This window comes from Pseudomonas sp. BRM28, from assembly GCF_002939405.1.
Taxonomy (GTDB): domain Bacteria; phylum Pseudomonadota; class Gammaproteobacteria; order Pseudomonadales; family Pseudomonadaceae; genus Aquipseudomonas; species Aquipseudomonas palmensis.
The window spans coordinates 416,988-440,521 of the sequence record NZ_PEFV01000001.1 but is presented as its reverse complement, the minus strand read 5'-3'; the positions used below and the strand labels follow the sequence as shown (position 1 = coordinate 440,521).

At 66.7% G+C, this 23,534-nt stretch carries 19 protein-coding genes and 1 pseudogene; 14 read left to right on the top strand and 6 right to left on the bottom strand.

All coding sequences use genetic code 11. The features are described from left to right. Nucleotides 1–7 precede the first annotated feature (7 nt). Nucleotides 8–1,207, bottom strand: coding sequence for a CaiB/BaiF CoA-transferase family protein (locus CR917_RS02085; protein WP_043863195.1), 1,200 nt, complete (start codon nt 1,205–1,207; stop codon nt 8–10). 153 nt (nt 1,208–1,360) lie between these two features. Here CR917_RS02085 and CR917_RS02080 point away from each other — a divergent pair, with 153 nt between their 5' ends. From CR917_RS02080 to CR917_RS02070, 3 genes are all read left to right on the top strand, one after another. Continuing rightward, the gene (locus tag CR917_RS02080; protein WP_054915026.1) at nt 1,361–1,903 is read left to right on the top strand and encodes a YaeQ family protein; all 543 of its coding nucleotides are present in this window, start codon (nt 1,361–1,363) and stop codon (nt 1,901–1,903) included. A gap of 45 nt (nt 1,904–1,948) precedes the next feature. Further along, the gene (gene recJ, locus CR917_RS02075) at nt 1,949–3,658 is read left to right on the top strand and encodes a single-stranded-DNA-specific exonuclease RecJ (protein ID WP_104571844.1); all 1,710 of its coding nucleotides are present in this window, start codon (nt 1,949–1,951) and stop codon (nt 3,656–3,658) included. Nucleotides 3,659–3,765: 107 nt separating this feature from the next. Next, nucleotides 3,766–4,872 carry an NADH:flavin oxidoreductase/NADH oxidase gene (locus CR917_RS02070; RefSeq protein WP_043863198.1) on the top strand — a complete coding sequence of 369 codons (1,107 nt, stop codon included), beginning with the start codon at nt 3,766–3,768 and terminating at the stop codon, nt 4,870–4,872. Nucleotides 4,873–4,937: 65 nt separating this feature from the next. On the opposite strand, the gene CR917_RS02065 is transcribed toward CR917_RS02070, so the two are convergent. The 5 genes from CR917_RS02065 to ydcS form a co-directional block, all read right to left on the bottom strand. Next, entirely contained in the window at nt 4,938–6,362 is a 1,425-nt protein-coding gene (locus CR917_RS02065) for a gamma-aminobutyraldehyde dehydrogenase (RefSeq protein ID WP_104571843.1), read from the bottom strand. Nucleotides 6,363–6,386: 24 nt separating this feature from the next. Continuing rightward, nucleotides 6,387–7,196 (bottom strand): ABC transporter permease, encoded by an 810-nt coding sequence (locus CR917_RS02060; protein WP_043863200.1) that lies wholly within the window; start codon nt 7,194–7,196, stop codon nt 6,387–6,389. Beyond that, nucleotides 7,186–8,091: an ABC transporter permease gene (locus tag CR917_RS02055; protein ID WP_043863201.1), complete on the bottom strand. Its 906-nt coding sequence runs from the start codon at nt 8,089–8,091 to the stop codon at nt 7,186–7,188. Before CR917_RS02055 ends, CR917_RS02060 begins: the two co-directional genes overlap by 11 nt. Nucleotide 8,092: 1 nt before the next feature. Further along, complete coding sequence (locus CR917_RS02050; RefSeq protein ID WP_043863202.1) at nt 8,093–9,133, bottom strand: ABC transporter ATP-binding protein; 1,041 nt, start codon at nt 9,131–9,133, stop codon at nt 8,093–8,095. Nucleotides 9,134–9,243: 110 nt separating this feature from the next. Next, complete coding sequence (gene ydcS, locus CR917_RS02045) at nt 9,244–10,395, bottom strand: putative ABC transporter substrate-binding protein YdcS (protein WP_104571842.1); 1,152 nt, start codon at nt 10,393–10,395, stop codon at nt 9,244–9,246. Nucleotides 10,396–10,570: 175 nt separating this feature from the next. Here ydcS and CR917_RS02040 point away from each other — a divergent pair, with 175 nt between their 5' ends. The 11 genes and pseudogenes from CR917_RS02040 to CR917_RS01990 all read left to right on the top strand — a co-directional run bounded on the left by CR917_RS02040 (nt 10,571) and on the right by CR917_RS01990 (nt 23,526). Next, the gene (locus tag CR917_RS02040) at nt 10,571–11,290 is read left to right on the top strand and encodes a tellurite resistance TerB family protein (protein ID WP_054915019.1); all 720 of its coding nucleotides are present in this window, start codon (nt 10,571–10,573) and stop codon (nt 11,288–11,290) included. 181 nt (nt 11,291–11,471) lie between these two features. Then, the gene (locus CR917_RS02035) at nt 11,472–13,049 is read left to right on the top strand and encodes a methyl-accepting chemotaxis protein (protein WP_231390573.1); all 1,578 of its coding nucleotides are present in this window, start codon (nt 11,472–11,474) and stop codon (nt 13,047–13,049) included. Between the two features lie 7 nt (nt 13,050–13,056). Beyond that, nucleotides 13,057–13,572, top strand: coding sequence for a chemotaxis protein CheW (locus tag CR917_RS02030; RefSeq protein ID WP_054915018.1), 516 nt, complete (start codon nt 13,057–13,059; stop codon nt 13,570–13,572). Then, the gene (locus tag CR917_RS02025; RefSeq protein WP_104571841.1) at nt 13,569–14,834 is read left to right on the top strand and encodes a protein-glutamate O-methyltransferase CheR; all 1,266 of its coding nucleotides are present in this window, start codon (nt 13,569–13,571) and stop codon (nt 14,832–14,834) included. The genes CR917_RS02030 and CR917_RS02025 overlap by 4 nt, the downstream gene beginning before the upstream one ends. Beyond that, nucleotides 14,831–15,499, top strand: coding sequence for a chemotaxis protein CheW (locus CR917_RS02020; protein WP_104571840.1), 669 nt, complete (start codon nt 14,831–14,833; stop codon nt 15,497–15,499). The genes CR917_RS02025 and CR917_RS02020 overlap by 4 nt, the downstream gene beginning before the upstream one ends. Continuing rightward, on the top strand, nt 15,496–17,811 hold the full coding sequence (locus CR917_RS02015) for a hybrid sensor histidine kinase/response regulator (RefSeq protein WP_104571839.1): 2,316 nt from the start codon (nt 15,496–15,498) through the stop codon (nt 17,809–17,811). The genes CR917_RS02020 and CR917_RS02015 overlap by 4 nt, the downstream gene beginning before the upstream one ends. Continuing rightward, complete coding sequence (locus tag CR917_RS02010; protein WP_043863210.1) at nt 17,808–18,821, top strand: chemotaxis response regulator protein-glutamate methylesterase; 1,014 nt, start codon at nt 17,808–17,810, stop codon at nt 18,819–18,821. Before CR917_RS02015 ends, CR917_RS02010 begins: the two co-directional genes overlap by 4 nt. A gap of 48 nt (nt 18,822–18,869) precedes the next feature. Beyond that, nucleotides 18,870–19,911 (top strand): annotated as a pseudogene (locus tag CR917_RS02005) (diguanylate cyclase); the annotation flags it as partial. Between the two features lie 140 nt (nt 19,912–20,051). Further along, nucleotides 20,052–21,147, top strand: a protein-coding gene (gene prfB / locus CR917_RS02000) for a peptide chain release factor 2 (RefSeq protein WP_100633065.1) whose coding sequence is annotated in 2 segments (ribosomal slippage) — nt 20,052–20,123 and nt 20,125–21,147 — 1,095 coding nt in all. Because the reading frame shifts where the segments join, the coding sequence is not laid out codon by codon here. Between the two features lie 71 nt (nt 21,148–21,218). After that, complete coding sequence (gene lysS / locus CR917_RS01995; RefSeq protein ID WP_043863213.1) at nt 21,219–22,721, top strand: lysine--tRNA ligase; 1,503 nt, start codon at nt 21,219–21,221, stop codon at nt 22,719–22,721. Nucleotides 22,722–22,821: 100 nt separating this feature from the next. Further along, entirely contained in the window at nt 22,822–23,526 is a 705-nt protein-coding gene (locus tag CR917_RS01990; RefSeq protein ID WP_043863214.1) for a TetR/AcrR family transcriptional regulator, read from the top strand. The last annotated feature ends 8 nt before the right edge of the window (nt 23,527–23,534 follow it).

Below are 23,534 nucleotides of genomic sequence, written 5' to 3'. Positions count from 1 at the left end.
GCGCGACTCAGACCGCGCCCTGTTCGCGAAGATGGGCGATCTGCGCCGCGTCATAGCCCAGCTCGCCCAGCAACTGCGCGGTGTGCTCGCCCAGCGCCGGCCCCACCCACTCGCTGGAGCCTGGGGTGTCCGACAGCTTGGGCACGATGCCCGGCATCTTGAACGGCTTGCCGTCGGGCAGCCTGGCCTGGAGGAACATCTCGCGGGCGAGAAACTGCGGGTCGCTGAACATGTCTTCGGCCGAGTAGATGCGGCTGGCCGGCACCTGGGCCTGGTTGAGCACCTGCATCAGGGTGTCCAGCGGCACGCTGCGGGCCCAGCGGTCGATCACTGCATACAGCTCGTCGCGGCGCAGGTCGCGCCCGTCATTGCTGGCCAGCGCCGGGTCGGCGGCCAGGTCGTCGCGCCCGATGGCCTGCATGAAGCGCTTGAAGATCGCATCGCCATTGGCGCCGATCTGCACATGCTTGCCATCGGCGCTGGTATGGATGGAGGAGGGGGTGATGCCCGGCATGATGTTGCCGGTGCGCTCGCGGATGAAGCCGAACACGTCGAACTCCGGCACCATGCTCTCCATCATCGCGAAGATGGCCTCGTACAGGGCCACGTCGACCACCTGGCCCTGGCCCCCGTTGACCTCGCGATGACGCAGCGCCATCAGTGCCCCGATCACGCCCCACAGCGCGGCAATCGAGTCGCCGATGGAAATGCCGGTGCGTACCGGCGGGCGGTCCTCGAAACCTGTGATGTAGCGCAGCCCGCCCATCGACTCGCCGACCGCGCCGAAGCCGGGCTGGTCTTTCATCGGCCCGGTCTGGCCGAAGCCGGACAGGCGTACCATCACCAGCTTCGGGTTCAGCGCGTGCAGTACCTCCCAGCCCAGGCCGAGCTTTTCCAGCACGCCGGGGCGGAAATTCTCGATCAGGATGTCGGCCTCGCCCAGCAGCTGCTTGAGAATGGCCAGGCCTTCGGGGTGCTTGAGGTTGAGCGTGAGCGACTGCTTGTTGCGCGCCTGCACGAACCACCACAGCGAGGTGCCCTCGTACAGCTTGCGCCATTTGCGCAGCGGGTCGCCGCCATCGGGCGATTCGACCTTGACCACCTGGGCGCCGAATTCGGCGCAGATGCGCGAGGCGAAGGGGCCGGCGATCAGGGTGCCGAGTTCGATGACTTTGAGGCCGGCAAGCGGTTTGGTGGGCAACGACATGGGGCTTCCGTGGCAGCAGGGCAGAGCGCTAGTTTTTATCACAGGGCGGCAGCGGCAGATACTGCTGTTGGCCGCAGATTGTACGGTTCGGTTCGTTGATTGCCAGCGCATCGGTTAGACTGGGCGACTTTTCCTGTTACCAGAAGCCCGTCCATGGCCCAGCCGTCCACCACCTACAAGTTTGAACTGAACCTCACCGATCTCGACCGCGGCGTGTACGAGAGCGTCAAGCAGACCATCGCCCGCCACCCTTCGGAAACCGAAGAGCGCATGGCCGTGCGCCTGCTGGCCTATGCCCTCTGGTACAACGAGCAGCTGTCGTTCGGTCGCGGCCTGTCGGACGTCGACGAGCCGGCGCTGTGGGAAAAAAGCCTGGATGACCGGGTGCTGCACTGGATCGAAGTCGGCCAGCCCGATGCCGACCGCCTGACCTGGTGCTCGCGCCGCACCGAGCGCACCAGCCTGCTGGCCTACGGCAGCCTGCGGGTGTGGGAAACCAAGGTGATCCCGGCGGTCAAGAACCTGAAGAACCTCAACATCGCCGCCGTGCCGCAAGAGGTGCTGGAAGTCCTGGCCAAGGACATGCCACGCGCCATCAAGTGGGATGTGATGATCAGCGAAGGCACGGTGTTCGTCACCGACGACCGCGGCCAGCACGAAGTCCAGCTGCAATGGCTGCTGGGCGAGCGCGGCTGATCCGCCCGCCGACCTTTTTCAAACCAGAGAAGCCTTGATCACTCCATGCGTATCGAACCGCGTTCACTGCCGTCCACCCTGCCGTTTCTTGGCGACCTGCCGCCCCTGCTGACCCGCCTGTACGCCGCCCGTGGCGTACAGAGCGCCGTCGAGCTGGACAAGAGCCTGGCACGCCTGCTGCCCTATCAGCAGCTCAAGGGTATCGACGCGGCGGTAGACCTGCTGGTGGAGGCACTGGACCAGCGCCAGCGCATCCTGATCGTCGGCGACTTCGACGCCGACGGTGCCACGGCCAGCACCGTGGGCGTGCTGGGCCTGCGCCTGCTGGGCGCCGCGCACGTCGACTACCTGGTGCCCAACCGTTTCGAATACGGTTACGGGCTGACCCCGGAAATCGTCGAGGTGGCACTGCAGCGCACGCCGCAGCTGCTGATCACCGTGGACAACGGCATCTCCAGCGTCGAAGGCGTGGCGGCGGCCAAGGCGGCCGGCCTGAAGGTGCTGGTCACCGACCACCACTTGCCGGGCCATGCGCTGCCGGCGGCCGATGCCATCGTCAACCCCAACCAGCCGGGCTGCGAGTTTCCGAGCAAGGCACTGGCCGGGGTCGGGGTGATCTTCTACGTATTGATGGCGCTGCGTGCGCGCTTGCGCAGCCTGGGCCGCTACGACGACCGCCCGCAGCCGAACATCGGCGAGCTGCTCGACCTGGTGGCGCTGGGCAGCGTGGCCGACGTGGTACCGCTGGACGCCAACAACCGCATCCTCGTGCACCAGGGCCTGGAGCGCATCCGTGCCGGTCGTGCGCGCCCGGGGCTCAAGGCGATTCTCGAGGTGGCCCGGCGCGAAGCGGCGCGCATCACCTCCACCGACCTGGGCTTCATCCTGGGCCCGCGGCTCAATGCTGCCGGGCGCCTGGACGACATGAGCCTGGGCATCGAATGCCTGCTCAGCGACGACCCGACCCTGGCTCGCGAGATGGCGGTGCAGCTGGACGAACTGAACCAGGACCGCAAGTCCATCGAGCAGGGCATGCAGCGCGAGGCGCTGGCCCAGCTCAAGGACCTGCCGCTGGAGTCGATGCCGTTCGGCCTGTGCCTGTACGAGGCTGACTGGCACCAGGGCGTGATCGGCATTCTGGCCTCGCGTCTGAAAGAACGTTATCACCGCCCGACCATCGCCTTTGCCGATGCCGGCGAAGGCATGCTCAAGGGCTCTGCGCGCTCGGTGCCGGGCTTTCACATTCGCGATGCGCTGGACGCCGTGGCGGCGGCCAACCCGGAGCTGATCAGCAAGTTCGGCGGGCACGCCATGGCGGCGGGGCTGTCGCTGCCGGCCGAGAACTTCCCGGCGTTCGCCCAGGCGTTCGACGAAGAAGTCCGCCGCCAGTTGCAGGAGGACGACCTCACCGGCCGGCTGCTGTCCGACGGCAGCCTGGCGGTCGAGGAGTTCCACCTGGAGCTGGCCCGCGCCCTGCGCAACGCCGGGCCGTGGGGGCAGCATTTTCCCGAGCCGCTGTTTCATGGCGTGTTCCAGCTGGTGCAGCAGCGGGTGGTGGGCGAGCGTCACCTGAAGGTGGTGCTCAAGAGCGAATGCGGTTCGGTGACCCTCGACGGCATCGCCTTCGGCATCGACCGCGAGGTATGGCCCAACCCCACCGTGCGCTGGGTGGAGCTGGCCTACAAGCTGGACGTCAACGAGTTTCGCGGCAACGAGACGGTGCAGTTGATGATCGCCCACATCGAGCCGCGCTGAACCCCTGGGTGGGCAAACTGGTCTAGTCTCTCAGAGACCGGCACTGAGCCGCGGGGAAGCCAAGGCGCTCGGTCCGGTCCACCATTCGGAGACTGGAGAGGTGCCCCATGAGCCTGCTGCTTGAGCCCTATACCCTGCGTCAACTGACGCTGCCCAACCGCATTGCGGTCTCGCCGATGTGCCAGTATTCGAGCGTCGACGGCCTGGCCAACGACTGGCACCTGGTCCACCTGGGCAGCCGCGCGGTCGGCGGTGCCGGGTTGATCTTCACCGAAGCCACCGCCGTCACGGCCGAGGGCCGCATCACCGCCCAGGACCTGGGCCTGTGGTGCGACGAACAGATCGCCCCCCTGCAACGCATCACCCGCTTCATCACAGCCCAGGGCGTGGTGCCCGGCATCCAGCTGGCGCACGCCGGGCGCAAGGCCAGCACGCATCGGCCGTGGCTGGGCAAGCACGGCAGCGTCAAGCCCGAGGACGGTGGCTGGGTGCCGGTGGGGCCGTCGAAAATCGCTTTCGACCCGCAGCACACGGCGCCCACCGAATTGAGCGAAGGGCAGATCCACGAGGTGATCCAGGCCTTTGTCGAAGCCGCCCGGCGTGCACTGGTGGCCGGCTTCAAGGTCGTGGAAGTGCATGCCGCCCATGGCTACCTGCTGCACCAGTTTCTCTCGCCATTGAGCAACCAGCGTCGCGACCAGTACGGCAGCTCGTTCGAGAACCGCATTCGCCTGACCTTGCAGGTGACCGAGGCGGTGCGCGAGGTGTGGCCGTCGGAGTTGCCGCTGTTCGTGCGGGTATCGGCCACCGACTGGGTGGAGGATGGCTGGAACCCGGATGAAACCGTCGAGCTGGCCAAGCGCCTCAAGGCCCTGGGCGCCGACCTGATCGACGTGTCGTCGGGCGGCACCTCGATGAATGCCGAGATTCCCACCGGGCCTGGCTATCAGACACGCTTTGCCGAGAGGGTGCGCAAGGAATCGGGGATCGCCACCGGCACGGTGGGCATGATCACCGAGCCGGCCCAGGCCGAGCACATTCTGCGCACCGGCCAGGCCGACATCATCCTGCTGGCCCGCGAGCTGCTGCGCGACCCGTACTGGCCGCTGCATGCCGACGACGACCTGGGCGGGCAGAAGGCCATATGGCCGGCGCAGTACCAGCGTGCGACCCACCGCGACCAGCCGATCCACGAGTCCGACCTGCGCGACTGAAGGCTATGCCAAAGGGCCGCCGAGCGGCCCTCCTGCGCAGGTAACGCCTGCCTGCGCCGTGGGCCTCAATGCCTGAACATCACATGCCGCACGCAGGTGTAGTCCTCCAGCCCATACATCGACATGTCCTTGCCGTAGCCCGACAGCTTCTGCCCGCCGTGGGGCATTTCGCTGACCAGCATGAAGTGCGTGTTGACCCAGGTGCAGCCGTACTGCAACCGAGCGGACACCCGGTGGGCGCGGCCGACATCGGCGGTCCACAGTGACGAGGCCAGGCCGTAGTCCGAATCGTTGGCCCAGGCCAGCGCCTGCGCTTCGTCTTCGAAGCGGGTCACCGACACCACCGGCCCGAATACCTCGCGGCGCACGATCTCGTCATCCTGCTGGGCGTCGGCCAGCACCGTCGGCTCGAAGAAGAACCCGTCGCCCACCACCGCCTTGCCGCCGGTGACCAGGCGAATATGCGGCTGGGCCACGGCGCGCTCCACCAGCGCTGCCACTCGGTCGCGGTGTGCGGCACTGATCAGCGGCCCGAGTTCGGTGTCCGGGTCGTCCTGCAACCCGTGCCGGAGGCTGGCCACCGCCTCGCCGAGCTTGTTCACGAAGGTGTCGTAGATGCCGGCCTGGGCATAGATCCGGCAGGCCGCGGTGCAGTCCTGCCCGGCATTGTAGAAGCCGAAGGTGCGAATGCCTTCCACTGCAGCGTCGATGTCGGCATCGTCGAAGATGATCACCGGGGCCTTGCCGCCCAGTTCCATGTGCAGGCGTTTCACGCTGTCGGCGGTGCCGGTGATGATCTGGCTGCCGGTGGCGATCGAGCCGGTCAACGACACCATGCGCACCTTGGGGTGGGTGACCAGGGGCATACCTACGCTCTGGCCCTTGCCGAACAGGATGTTGAGCACCCCGGCCGGAAACAGCTCGGCCGCCAGTTCGCCCAGGCGCAGGGCGGTCAGCGGGGTCTGTTCCGAAGGCTTGAGCACCACGGTGTTGCCGGCCGCCAGGGCCGGGGCGATCTTCCATGCCAGCATCATCAGCGGGTAGTTCCACGGCGCGATGGACGCCACCACACCCAGCGGGTCGCGGCGCACCATCGAAGTGTGCCCCGCCAGGTACTCGCCCGCCGCCGAGCCGCCCAGACAGCGGCTGGCCCCGGCAAAGAAGCGGAACACGTCGGCGATTGCCGGCAGTTCGTCGTTCAGCGCGGCCGGGTAGGGCTTGCCGCAGTTGTCCGATTCCAGCCTGGCCAGCTCCCCGGCATGGGCGTCTATAAGGTCGGCCAGCTTGAGCAGCAGTGCGGCGCGGTCTTTCGGTGCGGTCTGCGACCAGCCGTCGAAGGCATGGTCGGCGGCGCGCACCGCCGCATCCACCTGCGCTTCGCTGGCCTCGTTGATGTCCACCAGCACGCTGCCCAGCGCGGGGTTGAGCACGCTGTGGGCCGGGCCTTCGCCGGCGACGAGCTGGCCGTTGATCAGCAGTCGGGTTTGCATGGTGTTCGATCCTCCTGGTTCAGGTCATTTGCCGTCGCTGCCGGTCACGTTCTCGGCGCCACGGGTCAGGTAGTAGGCGCCCAGGATCGGCAGCATGGTCACCAGCATCACCAGCATGGCCACCACGTTGGTCACCGGCACGTCGCGCGGGCGGCTGAGCTGGTTGAGCAGCCAGATCGGCAGGGTGCGTTCGTGGCCGGCGGTGAAGGTGGTCACGATGATTTCGTCGAACGACAGCGCGAACGCCAGCATGCCGCCCGCCAGCAGCGCCGACCCCAGATTGGGCAGCACGATGTAGCGAAAGGTCTGCCAGCCGTCGGCGCCCAGGTCCATCGACGCCTCGATCTGGTTCTGCGAGGTGCGCCGCAGACGCGCGATGACGTTGTTGTAGACGATCACCACGCAGAAGGTGGCGTGGCCCACCACGATGGTGAAGATCCCGGGCTCGATGCCCAGGGTCTTGAACGCCGACAGCAGGGCGATGCCGGTGATGATGCCGGGCAGGGCGATGGGCAGGATCAGCATCAGCGACAGGCTCTCCTTGCCGAAGAAGCTGCGCCGGTACAGGGCCGCGGCGGCCAGGGTGCCAAGCACCAGGGCGATCAGCGTGGCCAGGCACGCCACCTGCAGCGACAGCTTGATCGACTCGAGCACGTCGGGGCGCGAAAACGCCACGCCGAACCACTTGAGGGTCAGGCCCCGGGGCGGAAAGCTGAAGGCCGCGTCTTCGGTATTGAAGGCGTACAGCACGATGATCAGGATCGGAAAGTGCAGGAACAGCAGCCCGCCCCAGGCGGCCAGGCGCAGCCCCGGCGAGGCGTTGTCAGAGTGCATCGAAGGCTCCCAGGCGTTTGACGAGGGTCAGGTACACGGCGATCAGCATGATCGGCACCAGGGTGAAGGCGGCGGCCATCGGCATGTTGCCGATGGCGCCTTGCTGGGCGTACACCATGCTGCCGATGAAGTAGCCGGGCGGGCCCACCAGCTGCGGCACGATGAAATCGCCCAGGGTCAGCGAGAAGGTGAAGATGGAGCCGGCGGCGATGCCCGGCACCGCCAGCGGCAGGGTCACCTGCACGAACGTCTGGCGCGGCCGTGCGCCAAGGTCGGCCGAGGCGTGCAGCAGCGAGGGCGGCAGGCGCTCCAGCGCGGCCTGGATCGGCAGGATCATGAACGGCAGCCAGATGTACACGAACACCATAAAGCGCCCCAGGTGCGAGGTCGACAGGGTGCTGCCGCCCACCCCGGGAATGCCGAGCAGCCATTGCAGCAGTGGCTCCAGGCTCAGCTGCTGGACGAACCACTGTGCCACCCCGCCCTTGGCCAGCAGCAGGGTCCAGGCATAGGCCTTGACGATGTAGCTGGCCCACATCGGCATCATCACCGCGATGTAGAAGAACGCCTTGGTGCTGCCGCGGGTGTAGCGGGCCATGTAGTAGGCGATGGGAAACGCCAGCACCGCGCTGGCGATCGACACCGCCACCGCCATGCCCAGGGTACGCAGGATGATGTCGAAGTTGGATGGCTGCAGCAGCGCGGCAAAGTTGGCCAGGGTCAGCTCGGGCGTCACCGCCATGGTGAAGTCGTCGAAGGTGTAGAAACCTTGCCACAGCAGCGCCAGCAGCGAGCCCAGGTAGATCGCGCCGAACCAGATCAGCGGCGGTATCAACAGCATCGCCAGGTACAGGTTGGGGCGACGGTAGAGCAGGGTGGCCAGGCGCCGCATCATCTCAGCGGCCCTCGTCGAGCACGGTTTCGCGCAGCGCGGTCATGGCCTCGCGCGGCCAGTGGGCGTGCAGGCGCTGGCCGGGCTGCCAGGGGGCGGCGTCGGCATGCCACTGGCTGTTGGCCTGGCTCACCGCCAGCAACTGGCCGTTGTCCAGCTGCAGTTCGTAACGGGTGGTGCTGCCCTGGTACTGGATATCGTGCAGCACGCCGCTGAGCTGGAGGACGTCGCCCGGGATGGCCGACGCGCTCAGGCGAATGTGTTCCGGGCGGATCGAGAACGGCTGCGGGCTCGCCACCAGGTGTTGGGCCAGCTCGCCGCGCAGCACGTTGGAAGTGCCGACGAACTCGGCAACGAAGGGGGTGGCCGGTTGCATGTAGAGGTTGCGCGGCGTGTCGACCTGTTCGATGCGCCCGCGGTTGAACACCGCCACGCGGTCGGACATCGACAGCGCCTCGGTCTGGTCGTGGGTGACGAAAATGAAGGTGATGCCCAGCTGGCGCTGGAGCTTCTTCAGCTCGCCCTGCATCTGCTCGCGCAGCTTGAGGTCCAGCGCGCCGAGGGGCTCGTCCAGCAGCAGTACCCGGGGACGATTGACCAGCGCGCGGGCCAGGGCCACGCGCTGGCGCTGCCCGCCGGACAACTGCACCGGCTTGCGCTCGCCGTAGCCGGCCAGGGCCACCATGCCCAGGGCCTCTTCGGCACGGGCATGGCGCTGGGCCTTGGCCACGCCCTTGACCTTGAGCCCGTAGGCCACGTTGTCGCGCACGTTCATGTGCGGGAACAGCGCGTAGTCCTGGAAGACCGTGTTGACGTCGCGCTGGTAGGGCGGCAGGCCGGCGGCTTCCACGCCGTGGATGCGAATCGAGCCGTGGCTGGGTTGTTCGAACCCGGCGATCAGGCGCAGGCAGGTGGTCTTGCCCGAGCCCGAAGGGCCGAGCATGGAGAAGAACTCGCCGTCTTCGATGTCGATGCAGACCCGGTCGACGGCCTTGACCTCGCCGAACAGGCGGGACACTTGGGTGAACTGTACGGCTGGGGGCATGCGGGGTACTCCACGGTTCTGCGAGGGCGGTGCGCTCGCTTTGCCGTCAAGGCCGGCCCCTTCAGGTGTGCGAGTCGCCTGCAGGGGCCGGCCTTGACGGCGAAGAGGCCCTAACGGCCGCCCATGATCGCGATGTAGTCCTGGGTCCAGCGGCTATAGGGCACGAACTTGCCCCCTTGCGCCTGCGGCGTGCGCCAGAACGCGATCTTGTCGAACAGGTCGAAACCGTTGGTCTTGCACCCGTCGGCCCCCAGCAGTTCACTGCCCGAACACGCCGCCGGCACCACCGGCAACGAGCCGAACCACGCCGCCACGTCGCCCTGCACCTTGGGCTGCAGCGACCAGTCCATCCATTTGTAGGCGCAATTGGGGTGCTTGGCCTCGGCGTGCAGCATGGTGGTATCGGCCCAGCCGGTGGCGCCTTCCCTGGGGATGGTCGAGGCCACCGGCTGCTTGTCGGCCTTGAGCCCGTTGACCATGTAGCCCCAGGAGCTTGAAGCCGCCACGCCTTCGTTCTTGACGTCGCTCATCTGCACGGTTGCGTCATGCCAGTAGCGGTGAATCAGGGGGCGTTGCTGGCGCAACAGGTCGAGCACCGCCTTGTACTGGGTTTCGTTGAGCTCGTAGGGGTTGTCGATGCCCAGTTCCGGCTTGGCCGACTTCAGGTACAGCGCCGCATCGGCGATGTAGATCGGCCCGTCATAGGCCTGCACACGGCCCTTGTTCGGCTTGCCGTCCGGCAGGTCCTGCGGCTCGAACACCACGCCCCAGCTGGTGGGCGCCTGCTTGAACACCTCGGTGTTGTACAGCAGCACGTTCGGCCCCCACTGGTACGGCGTGCCGTAGACCTTGGCGTCGACCACGTACCAGGGGCCGTCCTTCAGGCGCGGGTCGAGGTGCTTCCAGTTGGGGATCAGGTCGGTGTTGATCGCCTGCACACGCTTGCCGGCAATCAGGCGCAGCGAGGCATCGCCCGACGCGGTCACCAGGTCGTAGCCGCCCTTGGTCATCAGGCTGACCATCTCGTCGGAGGTGGCGGCAGTCTTGACGCTCACCTTGCAGCCGGTGTCCTGCTCGAAACCGCTGACCCAGTCGTAGGCCTTGTCGCTCTCGCCGCGCTCGATGTAGCCGGGCCAGGCCACGATGTCCAGTTGCCCTTCGCCGGCACCCACGGCCTTGAGCGGCTCGGCGGCCTGCAGGCTGGCGCTGGCGAGGATCCCGGCGCCCAGGGCGCCAAGCAATGCGGTGGTGTGCACAAGCATGATGTTCCCTCTTTTATTGGAATTGTGCAGGGGCAGTGATGACGGTGCTGCAGCGGTGCATTCCCTACTAGCGTAGTGCGTTCCCGCGAATGCAACATCCAGAAGCAAATGCGCAGCGTGACGACGCAGGTCAGGCTTTACTCTGGCGTTTCATTTCCTTGTTGAGGACGTTCAGATGAACACCCGAGGTTTGCTCGACCAGTTGCTAAAGTCCGGTCAGGAGCTGCTGCAGAACCAGGCCGGCAAAGGTGCCAGCGCCAAGCCAGGGGGCAGTGGCGGGCTGGGTGGGTTGCTCGGCGGCGCCGGTGGCGGTGGCCTGGGCGGGCTGCTCTCCGGTGCCGGCGGTGGTGCGCTGGCGGCGGGCGCGATGGGCCTGCTGCTGGGCAACAAGAAGGCGCGCAGCCTGGGGGGCAAGGCGCTCACCTATGGTGGCCTGGCCGCCCTCGGTGTGCTGGCCTACAAGGCCTACGGCAACTGGCAGGCCCAGCAGGGCAGTGCGCCGCAGCGCGAACCGCAGACCCTCGATCGCCTGCCTGCCGCCCAGGTCGAATTGCACAGCCAGGCCATCCTCAAGGCGCTGGTGGCTGCGGCCAAGGCCGACGGGCATGTCGACGAGCGCGAGAAGGCGCTGATCGAAGGCGAGTTCGTCAAGCTCGACAACGACCACGAGCTGCAACAGTGGCTGCATGCCGAACTTAACCGACCGCTGGACCCGGCCGACGTCGCCCGCGCTGCCACAACGCCGGAAATGGCGGCCGAGATGTACATCGCCAGCGTCATGCTGGTGGACGAGGAACACTTCATGGAGCGCGCCTACCTCGACGAGTTGGCCAAGCAGCTCAAGCTCGACCCGGCCCTCAAGGCCGAGCTGGAAAAACAGGTTCGCCAGGCCTGAGTCAGCAAATGCGGGCATATGGCCATCGCGCAGGCCATTTTGCCCGAGCCGTCTTGATCCAGAGCGCGTGCAGATAAGGTGCGTGGGCTATAATCTGCGCATTTTTCTGCTCGCGTAGAATCCTTGAGGGCTGACTGTGAAGAACTGGACATTGCGCCAACGCATCCTGGCGAGCTTCGCCATGATCATTGCCATCATGCTGTTGATGGTGGTCGCTGCCTACTCGCGCCTGGTGGCGATCGAGTCCAGTGAGGAGGCGGTGCGTTCGGACAGCATCCCTGGCGTGTACTACAGCTCGATGATCCGCAGCGCCTGGGTCGACAGCTACGTCAACACCCAGCAGTTGCTCGGCCTGAGCAACCACCGCGAGCTGACCAATGCCGACGCCGAGCTGTACAAGAGCTTCGAGGATCGCCTCAAGCAGAACATGGCCGATTACCAGAAGACCATCCAGTCCACCGAAGACCAGTCCAGCTACGAGGAGTTCGTGCGCCTGGAGCAGGGCTACCTGAAGCTGCTCGACAGCGTGCTGGAGGCCTACCGGCAGAAGAACTACGCCGAGGCCCAGCGCCTGCTGCAGGACAGCATGACCCCGGCCTGGAACGAGGGCCGCAAGCACCTGAACACGGTGATCGAAGGCAACCGGGTGTCGGCCGAGCAGGCCACCGGTGCCATCGTCAGCGCGGTGACCACGGCCAAGGTCAGCATGATGATCTCGCTGGTGCTGGCGATCATTGCAGCCGGCATCTGCGGCCTGATGCTGATGCGCGCCATCACCGGCCCCATGCAACTGATCGTGCGGGCGCTGGACAAGCTGCGCGGCGGTGACCTCAGCGTGCGCCTGAGCCTGGACCGCAAGGATGAATTCGGCGCGGTGGAAACCGGCTTCAACGAAATGATGAGCGAGCTGACCACGCTGGTGTCCCAGGCCCAGCGCTCGTCAGTGCAGGTCACCACCTCGGTGACCGAGATTGCCGCCACCTCCAAGCAGCAGCAGGCCACCGCCACCGAAACGGCCGCCACCACCACCGAAATCGGTGCCACCTCGCGGGAAATCGCCGCCACCTCCCGGGACCTGGTGCGCACCATGACCGAGGTCACCAGCGCCGCCGACCAGGCCTCGGTACTGGCCGGCTCCGGCCAGCAGGGCCTGGCGCGCATGGAAGAGACCATGCACCAGGTGATGGGCGCGGCCGACCTGGTCAACAACAAGCTGGCGATCCTCAACGAGAAGGCCGGCAACATCAACCAGGTGGTGGTCACCATCGTCAAGGTCGCCGACCAGACCAACCTGCTGTCGCTCAACGCCGCCATCGAGGCCGAGAAGGCCGGCGAATATGGCCGCGGCTTTGCCGTGGTGGCCACCGAAGTGCGCCGCCTGGCCGACCAGACCGCCGTGGCCACCTACGATATCGAACAGATGGTGCGCGAGATCCAGTCGGCGGTGTCGGCCGGAGTGATGGGCATGGACAAGTTTTCCGAGGAAGTGCGTCGCGGCATGGCCGAGGTGCAGCAGGTGGGCGAGCAACTGACCCAGATCATCCACCAGGTGCAGGCGCTGGCGCCACGGGTGCTGATGGTCAACGAAGGCATGCAGGCCCAGGCCACCGGTGCCGAGCAGATCAACCATGCACTGGCGCAGCTGGGCGATGCCAGCAGCCAGACCGTGGAGTCGCTGCGCCAGGCCAGTTTCGCCATCGACGAGCTGAGCCAGGTAGCGGTCGGCCTCCGTGGTGGTGTGTCGCGGTTCAAAGTCTGAAGCCCCGATGAGCGACCTTCAGTCACGCCGCGACACTTCGGTGCCTACGCCAGGGCGCCTGTTCCTGGTATTTCGTATCGGCGAGCAGCGCTTTGCCCTGGACACCCATGAGGTAGTGGAGGTGCTGCCGCGCCTGCCACTCAAGCCCATCGCCCACACCCCGCGCTGGGTGGCGGGGGTGCTGGCGCATCGCGGTGCGCTGGTACCGGTGATCGACGTGGGCGACCTGGGGTTCGGCACCCCGGCGCCGCTGCGTACCAGCACCCGGCTGGTGCTGGTGCACTACCGGGGCCAGGCGCAGGCCGAGCCGCAGTTGCTGGGCCTGATCCTGCAGCAGGCCAGCGACACCCTGCGTTGCCACCCCGACGAGTTTCGTCCCTATGGCGTCGACAACCAGCAGGCCCCCTACCTGGGGCCGGTGCGCGAAGATGCCCAGGGCCTGATGCAACGCATCAGCGTCCAGGACCTGCTGACCGACCAGGCCCGCGCCTTGCTGTACCCGCCCGTGGAGGTGCAGCCATGAGCGACGAGCAGCGGTTCTTTCGATTCTTGCAAGAGCGTATCGGCCTGGATGTCGCCTCGGTTGGCGCGCCGATGGTCGAGCGGGCCCTGCGCCAGCGCTGTGCTGCCCTGCAGGCCCGCGACCTGGACGACTACTGGGTGCGCCTGCAGCAGTCGACCCCGGAGCAGCAGGCGCTGATCGAAGCGGTGATCGTGCCTGAAACCTGGTTCTTCCGTTATCCCGAGTCGTTCAGCGCGCTGGCCGGGCTTGCCCTCAGGCGCCTGGCCGAGCTCAATGGCACCCGGCCGCTGCGGGTGCTCAGCCTGCCGTGTTCGACCGGTGAAGAGCCCTATTCGATTGCCATGGCCCTGCTCGATGCCGGTATCGCCGGCCCCGGGTTTCGCGTCGACGGCATCGACATCAGCCCCAACTCGATCGCCCGCGCCGAACAGGCGGTGTATGGCCGCAACTCCTTTCGCGGCAGTGACATCGCCTTCCGCCAGCGCCACTTCAGCGAGGTGGAGCAGGGCCATCGCCTCGACGAGCGGGTTCGCCAGCAGGTCGAGCTGCAGGTGGGCAACGTGCTCGACCCGGCGCTGCGCACCCGTAGGGGCAGCTACGACTTCGTCTTCTGCCGCAACCTGCTGATCTATTTCGATGTACCCACCCAGCAACGGGTGTTCGACGTACTGAAAACCCTCACCCATGAAGACGGCGTACTGTTCATCGGCCCGGCCGAAGGCAGCCTGCTGGCACGCATGGGCATGCGCCCGCTGGGTATCGCGCAGTCGTTCGCCTATGTACGGCATATCCCGCAGGAGCCGCCCCCAGTGCTTTCGCCGCCGCCCCCGATGCCTGCACCCAGTCCACGGCGGGCGCCTGCGCCGTTGGCGCGCCGTGCGCCAGCCCCGGCACCGCAGCCTGCCCGGGTTGCGGCCCCAGCCGCCGGCAAGCCCGGCGCCGAACAGCTGCTGGCGCAGATCGCCACGCTGGCCAACGAGGGCCGCAGCGACGAGGCACGCGCGGCCTGCGAACGCTATCTGCAGCAGCATGCACCGGATGCGCAGGTGTATTACTGGCTGGGCCTGCTCAGCGATACCGCCGGCGATGCGGCCCAGGCCGTGAGCCACTACCGCAAGGTGCTGTACCTGCAACCCCAGCACCCCGAGGCCCTGGCGCACCTGGCGGCGCTGCTGGCGTCCCAGGGCGATGAGGTGGGCGCCCGGCGCCTGCAGGAGCGTGCGGCGCGCCGAGAGCGCAGCGAGCGGGAGCCTGAACGATGAGCGGCCAGGCAGAGCTGGGCGTGATGGCCGCCACGGTCGAGGCCATCGACGATTGCTGGAACCGTATCGGTGTGCACGGCGACAAGAGCTGCCCGTTGCTGGCCGAGCATATTCACTGTCGCAACTGCCAGGTGTACGCGGCAGCGGCCACGCGCCTGCTGGACCGCTATGCGCTGGCCCAGGACGCCCATGCGCAGACGCATGTGCAGGCACCAGTGAGTGTCGGGCGCTCGCTGTTGCTGTTTCGCCTGGGCGAGGAATGGCTGGCCCTGGCGACCCGCTGCCTGGTCGAGGTGGCGCCGCTGCAGCCGGTGCACTCCTTGCCGCACCAGCGCTCGCGGGTGCTGCAGGGGGTGGCCAATGTGCGCGGTGCGCTGGTGCCGTGCCTGTCGCTGGGCGACCTGCTGGGGCTCGAGCCCGGCAGCCCGGTGGCGGTGTCGGCGCGGATCATGCCGCGCATGCTGATCCTGGGTGCCAGCGGCGGCGCCGTGGTGCTGCCGGTGGATGAAGTGGACGGCATCCATGCCCTCGACCCCGGGCAGCCGGCCAGCGACACCGCCACCGATGCACGCTTCACCGAAGCGGTATTGCAGTGGCGCGGTCGCAGCGTGCGGGTGCTGGATGAAGAACAGCTGTTGTCTGCCGTGAACCGGAGCCTGTCATGACCCCAGAGCAAATGCGCGACGCTTCGCTGCTCGAGCTGTTCAGCCTGGAGGCCGAGGCGCAGACCCAGGTGCTCAGCGCCGGCCTGCTGGCCCTGGAACGCAACCCTACCCAGGGTGACCAGCTCGAGGCCTGCATGCGCGCCGCCCACTCGCTCAAGGGCGCGGCGCGCATCGTGGGGATCGACGCCGGGGTCAGCGTTGCCCACGTGATGGAAGACTGCCTGGTCGAGGCCCAGGAAGGCCGCCTGCGCCTGCGCCCCGAGCACATCGATGCGCTGCTGCAGGGCACCGACCTGCTGATGCGCATCGCCACCCTGGGCGGTGCGGCCACCGAGGCGGCGGTCCAGGCCTTCGTGGTGCAGATGGCCGTGCTGCTCGATCCGGCCAGTGCGCTGATGGCGACGGGGCCGGCAATCGGCGACGCGCCCGAGCCGACGCAGAATCCTGAACCCGCACCGGCTGCGCCGCAGCCGGTGCCCCCGGCGCCCGAGCCTGAGGCGCTCGCGCAACCGGAGGCGCCTGCCGAGCCCGTGGCCCTTGCGCCGGGCAAGCGCAGCGAAGGCGGCGAGCGGGTGCTGCGGGTCACGGCCGAGCGCCTGAACAGCCTGCTCGACCTGTCCAGCAAGTCGCTGGTCGAAACCCAGCGCCTGAAGCCCTACCTGGCCACCCTGCAGCGCCTCAAGCGCATGCACGGCCAGAGCATTCGCGCCCTCGATACGCTCAAGGCCGAGCTGGACACCGGCGGCCAGCGACCGGAGGTGCAGGAAGCGCTGGCGCAGGCCCAGCGCCTGCTCGGCGAAACCCGCGAGATGCTGCAGCAGCAGGCCGCCGACCTGGACGAGTTCGGCTGGCAGGCCAGCCAGCGCGCGCAACTGCTGTACGACACCGCGCTGGCCTGCCGCATGCGCCCGTTCGCCGACGTGCTCAACGGGCAGAGCCGCATGGTTCGCGACCTGGGGCGGTCGCTGGGCAAGCAGGTGCGTCTGGAGATCGAGGGCGAAAAGACCCAGGTCGACCGTGACGTGCTGGAAAAACTCGAGGCGCCGCTCACCCACCTTCTGCGCAACGCCGTGGACCACGGTATCGAACTGCCCGAGCAACGCCTGCTGGCAGGCAAGCCGGCCGAGGGCCTGATCCGCCTGCGCGCCTCGCACCAGGCCGGCCTGCTGGTGCTGGAACTGAGCGATGACGGTGGCGGCGTCGACTTGCAACGCCTGCGCCACAGCATCGTCGAGCGCCAGTTGTCGCCGGCCGACACCGTGGCGCAGATGAGCGAAGCCGAACTGCTGACGTTCCTGTTCCTGCCGGGGTTCAGCCTGCGCGACAAGGTCACCGAGGTTTCCGGGCGCGGCGTAGGGCTCGATGCGGTGCAGCACAGCGTGCGCCAGTTGCGCGGCTTCATCGACCTCAGCCAGCACAGCGGGCAGGGCAGCCGCTTTCACCTGGAGGTGCCGCTGACCCTGTCGGTGGTGCGCAGCCTGGTGGTCGAGGTGGGGGGCGAGGCCTACGCCTTCCCGCTGGCGCATATCGAACGCACCCTGGACCTGCCCGCCGAGGCCATCGTGCAGATCGAGGGGCGCCAGCATTTCTGGCATGAAGGCCGGCACATCGGCCTGGTGGCCGCCTCCCAGTTGCTCAACCGGCCGCCCAGCCAGGCGGCGGAACAGGCCATCAAGGTGGTGGTCATCCGTGAGCGCGACACCCTGTATGGCGTGGCCGTCGAGCGTCTGATCGGCGAGCGCGTGCTGGTGGTGATGCCGCTGGACGCGCGGCTGGGCAAGGTGCAGGACATCTCGGCCGGGGCCCTGCTCGATGACGGCTCGGTGGTGCTGATCGTGGACGTCGAGGACCTGCTGCGCTCGGTCGAGAAGCTGCTCAGCACCGGCCGCCTGGAACGTATCGAGCGCGGCCAGCGCGCCGCCCGCGAAGCGACGCGCAAGCGCGTGCTGGTGGTGGATGACTCGTTGACCGTGCGCGAGTTGCAGCGCAAGCTGCTGACCAACCGCGGTTACGAAGTGGCCGTCGCGGTGGACGGCATGGACGGCTGGAACGCCTTGCGCAGCGAGGATTTCGACCTGCTGATCACCGACATCGACATGCCGCGCATGGACGGCATCGAACTGGTCACCCTGCTGCGCCGCGACAGCCGGTTGCAGTCGTTGCCGGTGATGGTGGTGTCGTACAAGGACCGCGAGGAAGATCGTCGTCGTGGACTGGACGCCGGGGCCGACTACTATTTGGCCAAGGCCAGTTTTCATGATGATGCCTTGCTGGAAGCCGTGGTGGAGCTTATCGGGGGAGCCCAGGGATGAAGATCGCCATCGTCAACGACATGCCCCTGGCCGTGGAGGCCCTGCGCCGGGCATTGGCGTTCGAGCCGCAGCACGAGGTGATCTGGGTGGCCGGCAATGGCGCCGAGGCGGTGCAGCGCTGCGCCGAGCACACCCCCGACCTGATCCTGATGGACCTGATCATGCCCGTCATGGACGGCGTGGAGGCCACGCGCCAGATCATGGCCCGGACCCCTTGCGCCATCGTGATTGTCACGGTCGACCGCCAGCAGAACGTGCACCGCGTGTTCGAGGCCATGGGCCACGGCGCCCTGGACGTGGTCGACACCCCGGCGGTAGGCGCCGGCAACCCGCGTGAGGCGGCCGCGCCGCTGTTGCGCAAGATCCTCAATATCAGCTGGCTGATCGGCCAGCACGGCAGCAACCGCGTGCGGGCAGTGGCAGCCCCGCAGCGCCAGGGCGCACAACGCCAGCGCCTGGTGGCGATCGGTTCCTCGGCCGGTGGCCCGGCGGCGCTTGAGGTGCTGCTCAAGAGCCTGGAGCAGGATTTCAACGCGGCCATCGTGCTGGTCCAGCACGTCGACCAGGTGTTCGCCGCCGGCATGGCCGAGTGGCTGAGCAGCGCCTCCGGCCTGCCGGTACGCCTGGCCCGCGAGGGCGAAGCACCCCAGCCCGGGCAGGTGCTGCTGGCCGGTACCAACCACCATATCCGTCTGTTGAAGGACGGCACCCTGGCCTACACCGCCGAACCGGTCAACGCGATCTACCGCCCTTCGATCGATGTGTTTTTCGAGAGCGTGGCGCGCTTCTGGCAGGGCGATGCGGTGGGCGTACTGCTGACCGGCATGGGCCGCGATGGCGCCCAGGGGCTCAAGCTGATGCGCGAGCAGGGCTTTCTGACCATCGCCCAGGACCAGCAGAGCAGTGCGGTCTACGGCATGCCCAAGGCGGCTGCGGCCATCGATGCCGCCGTCGAGATACGTGCGCTGGAGCGCATTGCGCCGCGCCTGATGGAGATTTTTTCGAAATGACGATGTGTAATGAACCAAACCGGTCGTTCGCCAGGGAGCAGGGCGCGCATGAATGATCTACCGCTCGTGGGGTTCCCGACCACCAATGAAAACTCGGCGATGGTGCTGCTGGTCGACGACCAGGCGATGATCGGCGAAGCCGTGCGTCGCGGCCTGGCCAACGAGGCCAACATCGACTTTCACTTCTGCGCCGACCCGCATCAGGCAGTCGCGCAGGCGATCCGGATCAAGCCCACGGTGATCCTGCAGGACCTGGTCATGCCCGGCCTCGATGGCCTGAGCCTGGTGCGCGAGTACCGCAGCAACCCGGCCACCCAGGACATCCCGATCATCGTGCTGTCGTCCAAGGAAGACGCGCTGGTCAAGAGTGCCGCGTTCGCCGCCGGGGCCAACGACTACCTGGTCAAGCTGCCCGACAACATCGAGCTGGTCGCGCGCATCCTGTACCACTCGCGCTCCTACCTCACCCTGCTGCAGCGTGACGAAGCCTACCGGGCGCTGCGGGTCAGCCAGCAGCAGTTGCTGGACACCAACCTGGTGCTGCAACGGCTGATGAACTCCGACGGTCTGACGGGGCTGTCCAACCGCCGGCATTTCGACGAGTACCTGGAACTGGAATGGCGCCGGGCCATGCGTGACCAGTCGCAGCTGTCGTTGCTGATGATCGACGTCGACTATTTCAAGGCCTTCAACGACTCGTTCGGCCACCTGGCCGGGGACGAGGCGCTGCGCCAGGTGGCCGAGGCGATTCGTGCCTCGTGCAGCCGCCCCAGCGACCTGCCGGCACGCTACGGTGGCGAGGAATTCGCCCTGGTGCTGCCCAACACTTCGCCGGGCGGGGCGCGGCTGGTGGCCGAGAAGCTGCGCCAGACCGTGGTGGGCCTGGCCATCGAGCACAACATGCCGCAGGCGGGCAGCGTGCTGACCATCAGCATCGGCCTGGCCACCCACACGCCGGCAGTCGGCAGCCATTGCCGACAGTTGATCTCGGCGGCGGACAAGGGCCTGTACCAGGCCAAGAATGGCGGGCGCAACCAGGTCGGGGTGGCCTGACAGACCGCCATCGCGGGTCAAGCCCGCTCCCATGGGCATCGTGCTGCCCTTGTGGGGGCGGCTGATCCGCGATCAGGCGCCGGCTTCTCCAAAGGCCGCCCGACGGGCTGCCGCGCACCTGCAGACTCGTTTATACTCTCCGGCTTTTCACAGAATACGCACGAGAGCTGCCCGCCCATGGAAATCCAACCGATCCTGAACACCATCAAGGACCTGACCGAGCGCTCCGAATCCATTCGGGGGTATCTTTGACTACGATCACAAGCATGACCGCCTGATCGAAGTCAACCGCGAGCTCGAAGACCCGAACGTCTGGAACAAGCCCGAGTACGCCCAGGAACTGGGCCGCGAACGCGCCATGCTGGCGCAGATCGTCGACACCCTGGACGAACTGTCCGGCGGCCTGGTCGACGCCCGCGAGCTGCTCGACATGGCTGTCGAGGAGAACGACGAAGGCGCCGTCAATGACGTCGTCGAAGTGCTCCAGGGCCTGGAAGACTCCCTGGCCCAGCTCGAATTCCGTCGCATGTTCAGCGGCGAGATGGACATGAACAACGCCTACCTGGACATCCAGGCCGGTTCCGGCGGCACCGAGGCCCAGGACTGGGCCAACATCCTGCTGCGCATGTACCTGCGCTGGGCGTCCAAGCGTGGTTTCGACGCCACCATCATGGAACTGTCCGAAGGCGACGTGGCCGGCATCAAGGGCGCCACCGTGCACATCAAGGGCGAGTACGCCTTTGGCTGGCTGCGCACCGAGATCGGTGTGCACCGTCTGGTGCGCAAGAGCCCGTTCGACTCCGGCGCACGCCGCCATACTTCGTTCTCGGCGGTGTTCGTGTCCCCCGAGATCGACGACAAGGTCGAAATCGAGATCAACCCGTCCGACCTGCGTATCGACACCTACCGCTCCTCGGGTGCCGGCGGCCAGCACGTGAACACCACCGACTCGGCGGTGCGTATCACCCACGTGCCGACCAACACCGTGGTCAGCTGCCAGAACGAACGTTCCCAGCACGCCAACAAGGACACCGCCATGAAGATGCTGCGGGCCAAGTTGTACGAGCTGGAGATGCAGAAGCGCAACGCCGCGTCGCAGGCCCTGGAAGACAGCAAGTCGGACATCGGCTGGGGTCACCAGATCCGTTCGTACGTGCTCGACGCCTCGCGGATCAAGGATCTGCGCACCAACGTCGAACGCAGCGACTGCGACAAGGTGCTCGACGGCGATATCGACGAGTACCTGGAAGCCAGCCTCAAGCAGGGGCTGTAAGTTTCGCGACCCGCTACAAGACCCTCGCCTGCGGGCGGGGGCAATGAACCCCTGATGGAAAATGTGACCACATGAGCGACCTCAAACTCGACCCGCAAGACCTGCAACAGGAAGAAAACACCCTGATTGCCCTGCGCAAGGAAAAGCTTGCCGCAGAGCGCGCCAAGGGCAACGCCTTCCCCAACGACTTCCGCCGTGACAGCTACTGCAACGACCTGCAGAAACAGTATGTCGACAAGACCAAGGAAGAGCTGGAAGCTGCAGCGATCCCGGTCAAGGTTGCCGGTCGCATCATGCTCAACCGTGGCTCGTTCATGGTGATCCAGGACATGACCGGGCGCATCCAGGTCTACGTCAACCGCAAGACCCTGCCCGAGGAAACCCTGGCAGCGGTCAAGACCTGGGACCTGGGCGACATCATCAGCGCCGAAGGCACCCTGGCTCGTTCGGGCAAGGGCGACCTGTACGTCGAGATGACCAACGTGCGCCTGCTGACCAAGTCGCTGCGCCCGCTGCCGGACAAGCACCACGGCCTGACCGACACCGAGCAGCGCTATCGCCAGCGCTACGTCGACCTGATGGTCAACGAGGAAACCCGCCACACCTTCCGTGTGCGCTCGCAGGTCATCAACCATATTCGCAACTTCCTCATCCAGCGCGACTTCCTGGAAGTGGAAACGCCGATGCTGCAGACCATCCCCGGTGGCGCTGCGGCCAAGCCGTTCGAAACCCACCACAACGCGCTGGACATGCCGATGTTCCTGCGCATCGCGCCGGAGCTGTACCTCAAGCGTCTGGTGGTCGGTGGTTTCGAGAAGGTCTTCGAGATCAACCGCAACTTCCGTAACGAAGGCGTCTCGACCCGGCACAACCCCGAGTTCACCATGCTCGAGTTCTACCAGGCCTACGCCGACTACGAAGACAACATGGACCTCACCGAAGAGCTGTTCCGCGAGCTGGCGCAGCTGGTGCTGGGCAGCACCGACGTGCCGTACGGCGACAAGGTGTTCCACTTCGGCGAGCCGTTCGTGCGCCTGTCGGTGTTCGACTCGATCCTCAAGTACAACCCCGAGCTGACCGCCGACGACCTCAACGACATCGACAAGGCCCGTGCCATCGCCAAGCAGGCCGGCGCCAAGGTGCTGGGCTTCGAAGGCCTGGGCAAGCTGCAGGTGATGATTTTCGAAGAGCTGGTCGAGCACAAGCTGGAGCAGCCGCACTTCATCACCCAGTACCCGTTCGAAGTGTCGCCGCTGGCCCGTCGCAATGACCAGAACCCGAACGTCACCGACCGCTTCGAACTGTTCATCGGCGGCCGCGAGATCGCCAACGCCTACTCCGAGCTCAACGATGCCGAGGACCAGGCCGAGCGCTTCATGGCCCAGGTGGCCGACAAGGACGCCGGCGACGATGAGGCCATGCACTACGATGCCGACTTCGTGCGCGCCCTGGAGTACGGCATGCCGCCCACTGCCGGTGAGGGCATCGGTATCGACCGCCTGGTGATGCTGCTGACCAACTCGCCGTCGATCCGCGACGTGATCCTGTTCCCGCACATGCGCCCGCAGGCCTGAGTGTCTTGAACAAGCCGCCTCTAGGGGCGGCTTTTTCATGTCTGCGACAAGCTGATCGATCAGTCAGCATTCAACGAGGTAGACCCCAGTGACGACTGCAATGGCTCAACAAGGTGCTGCTGGCGTGGCCACAGCGGTAGCCGAAAGTGTTCAGTACCAGGGGCGCAAGGCCAGCCGCCAGGGCAGCGAGCAGCGCCGTCAGCAGATCCTCGACGCGGCCATGCGCATCATCGTGCGCGATGGCGTGCGCGGCGTGCGCCACCGTGCGGTGGCCGCCGAGGCCGGTGTGCCGCTGTCGGCCACCACCTATTATTTCAAGGACATCGAAGACCTGCTCACCGACACCTTCGCCCAGTATGTCGAACGCAGCGCGGCCTACATGGCCAAGCTGTGGGAAAACACCGAGGTGCTGTTGCGCCAGCTGATTGCCAAGGGCGACGGCAGCCCCGGCGCCCGCGCGCAGCTGGCCGACGAAGTGGCGAAGATGGGCGCCGAGTACGTGCAGCGCCAGTTGCACAACCGCCGCGACTTCCTGATGGCCGAGCAGGCGTTTCGCCAGGAAGCGCTGCTGTGCCCGCGGCTGGCCGAACTGGTGCGCCTGCATGCGCAGATCCTGCTGCGCGGCACCTGCCAGCTGTTGCAGGTGGTGGGTTCGCGCCAGCCACAGCAAGATGCCATAGTGTTGACGGCCATCATCGAGCAGATGGAATATCAGGGCCTGCTCGATGCTGCACAACCCCAGGCCGAAGCGCAGATGCTCGCTATCCTTACCCGATACCTGCATCTGGTGCTGGCATCGGCCTGAGGCTCTAC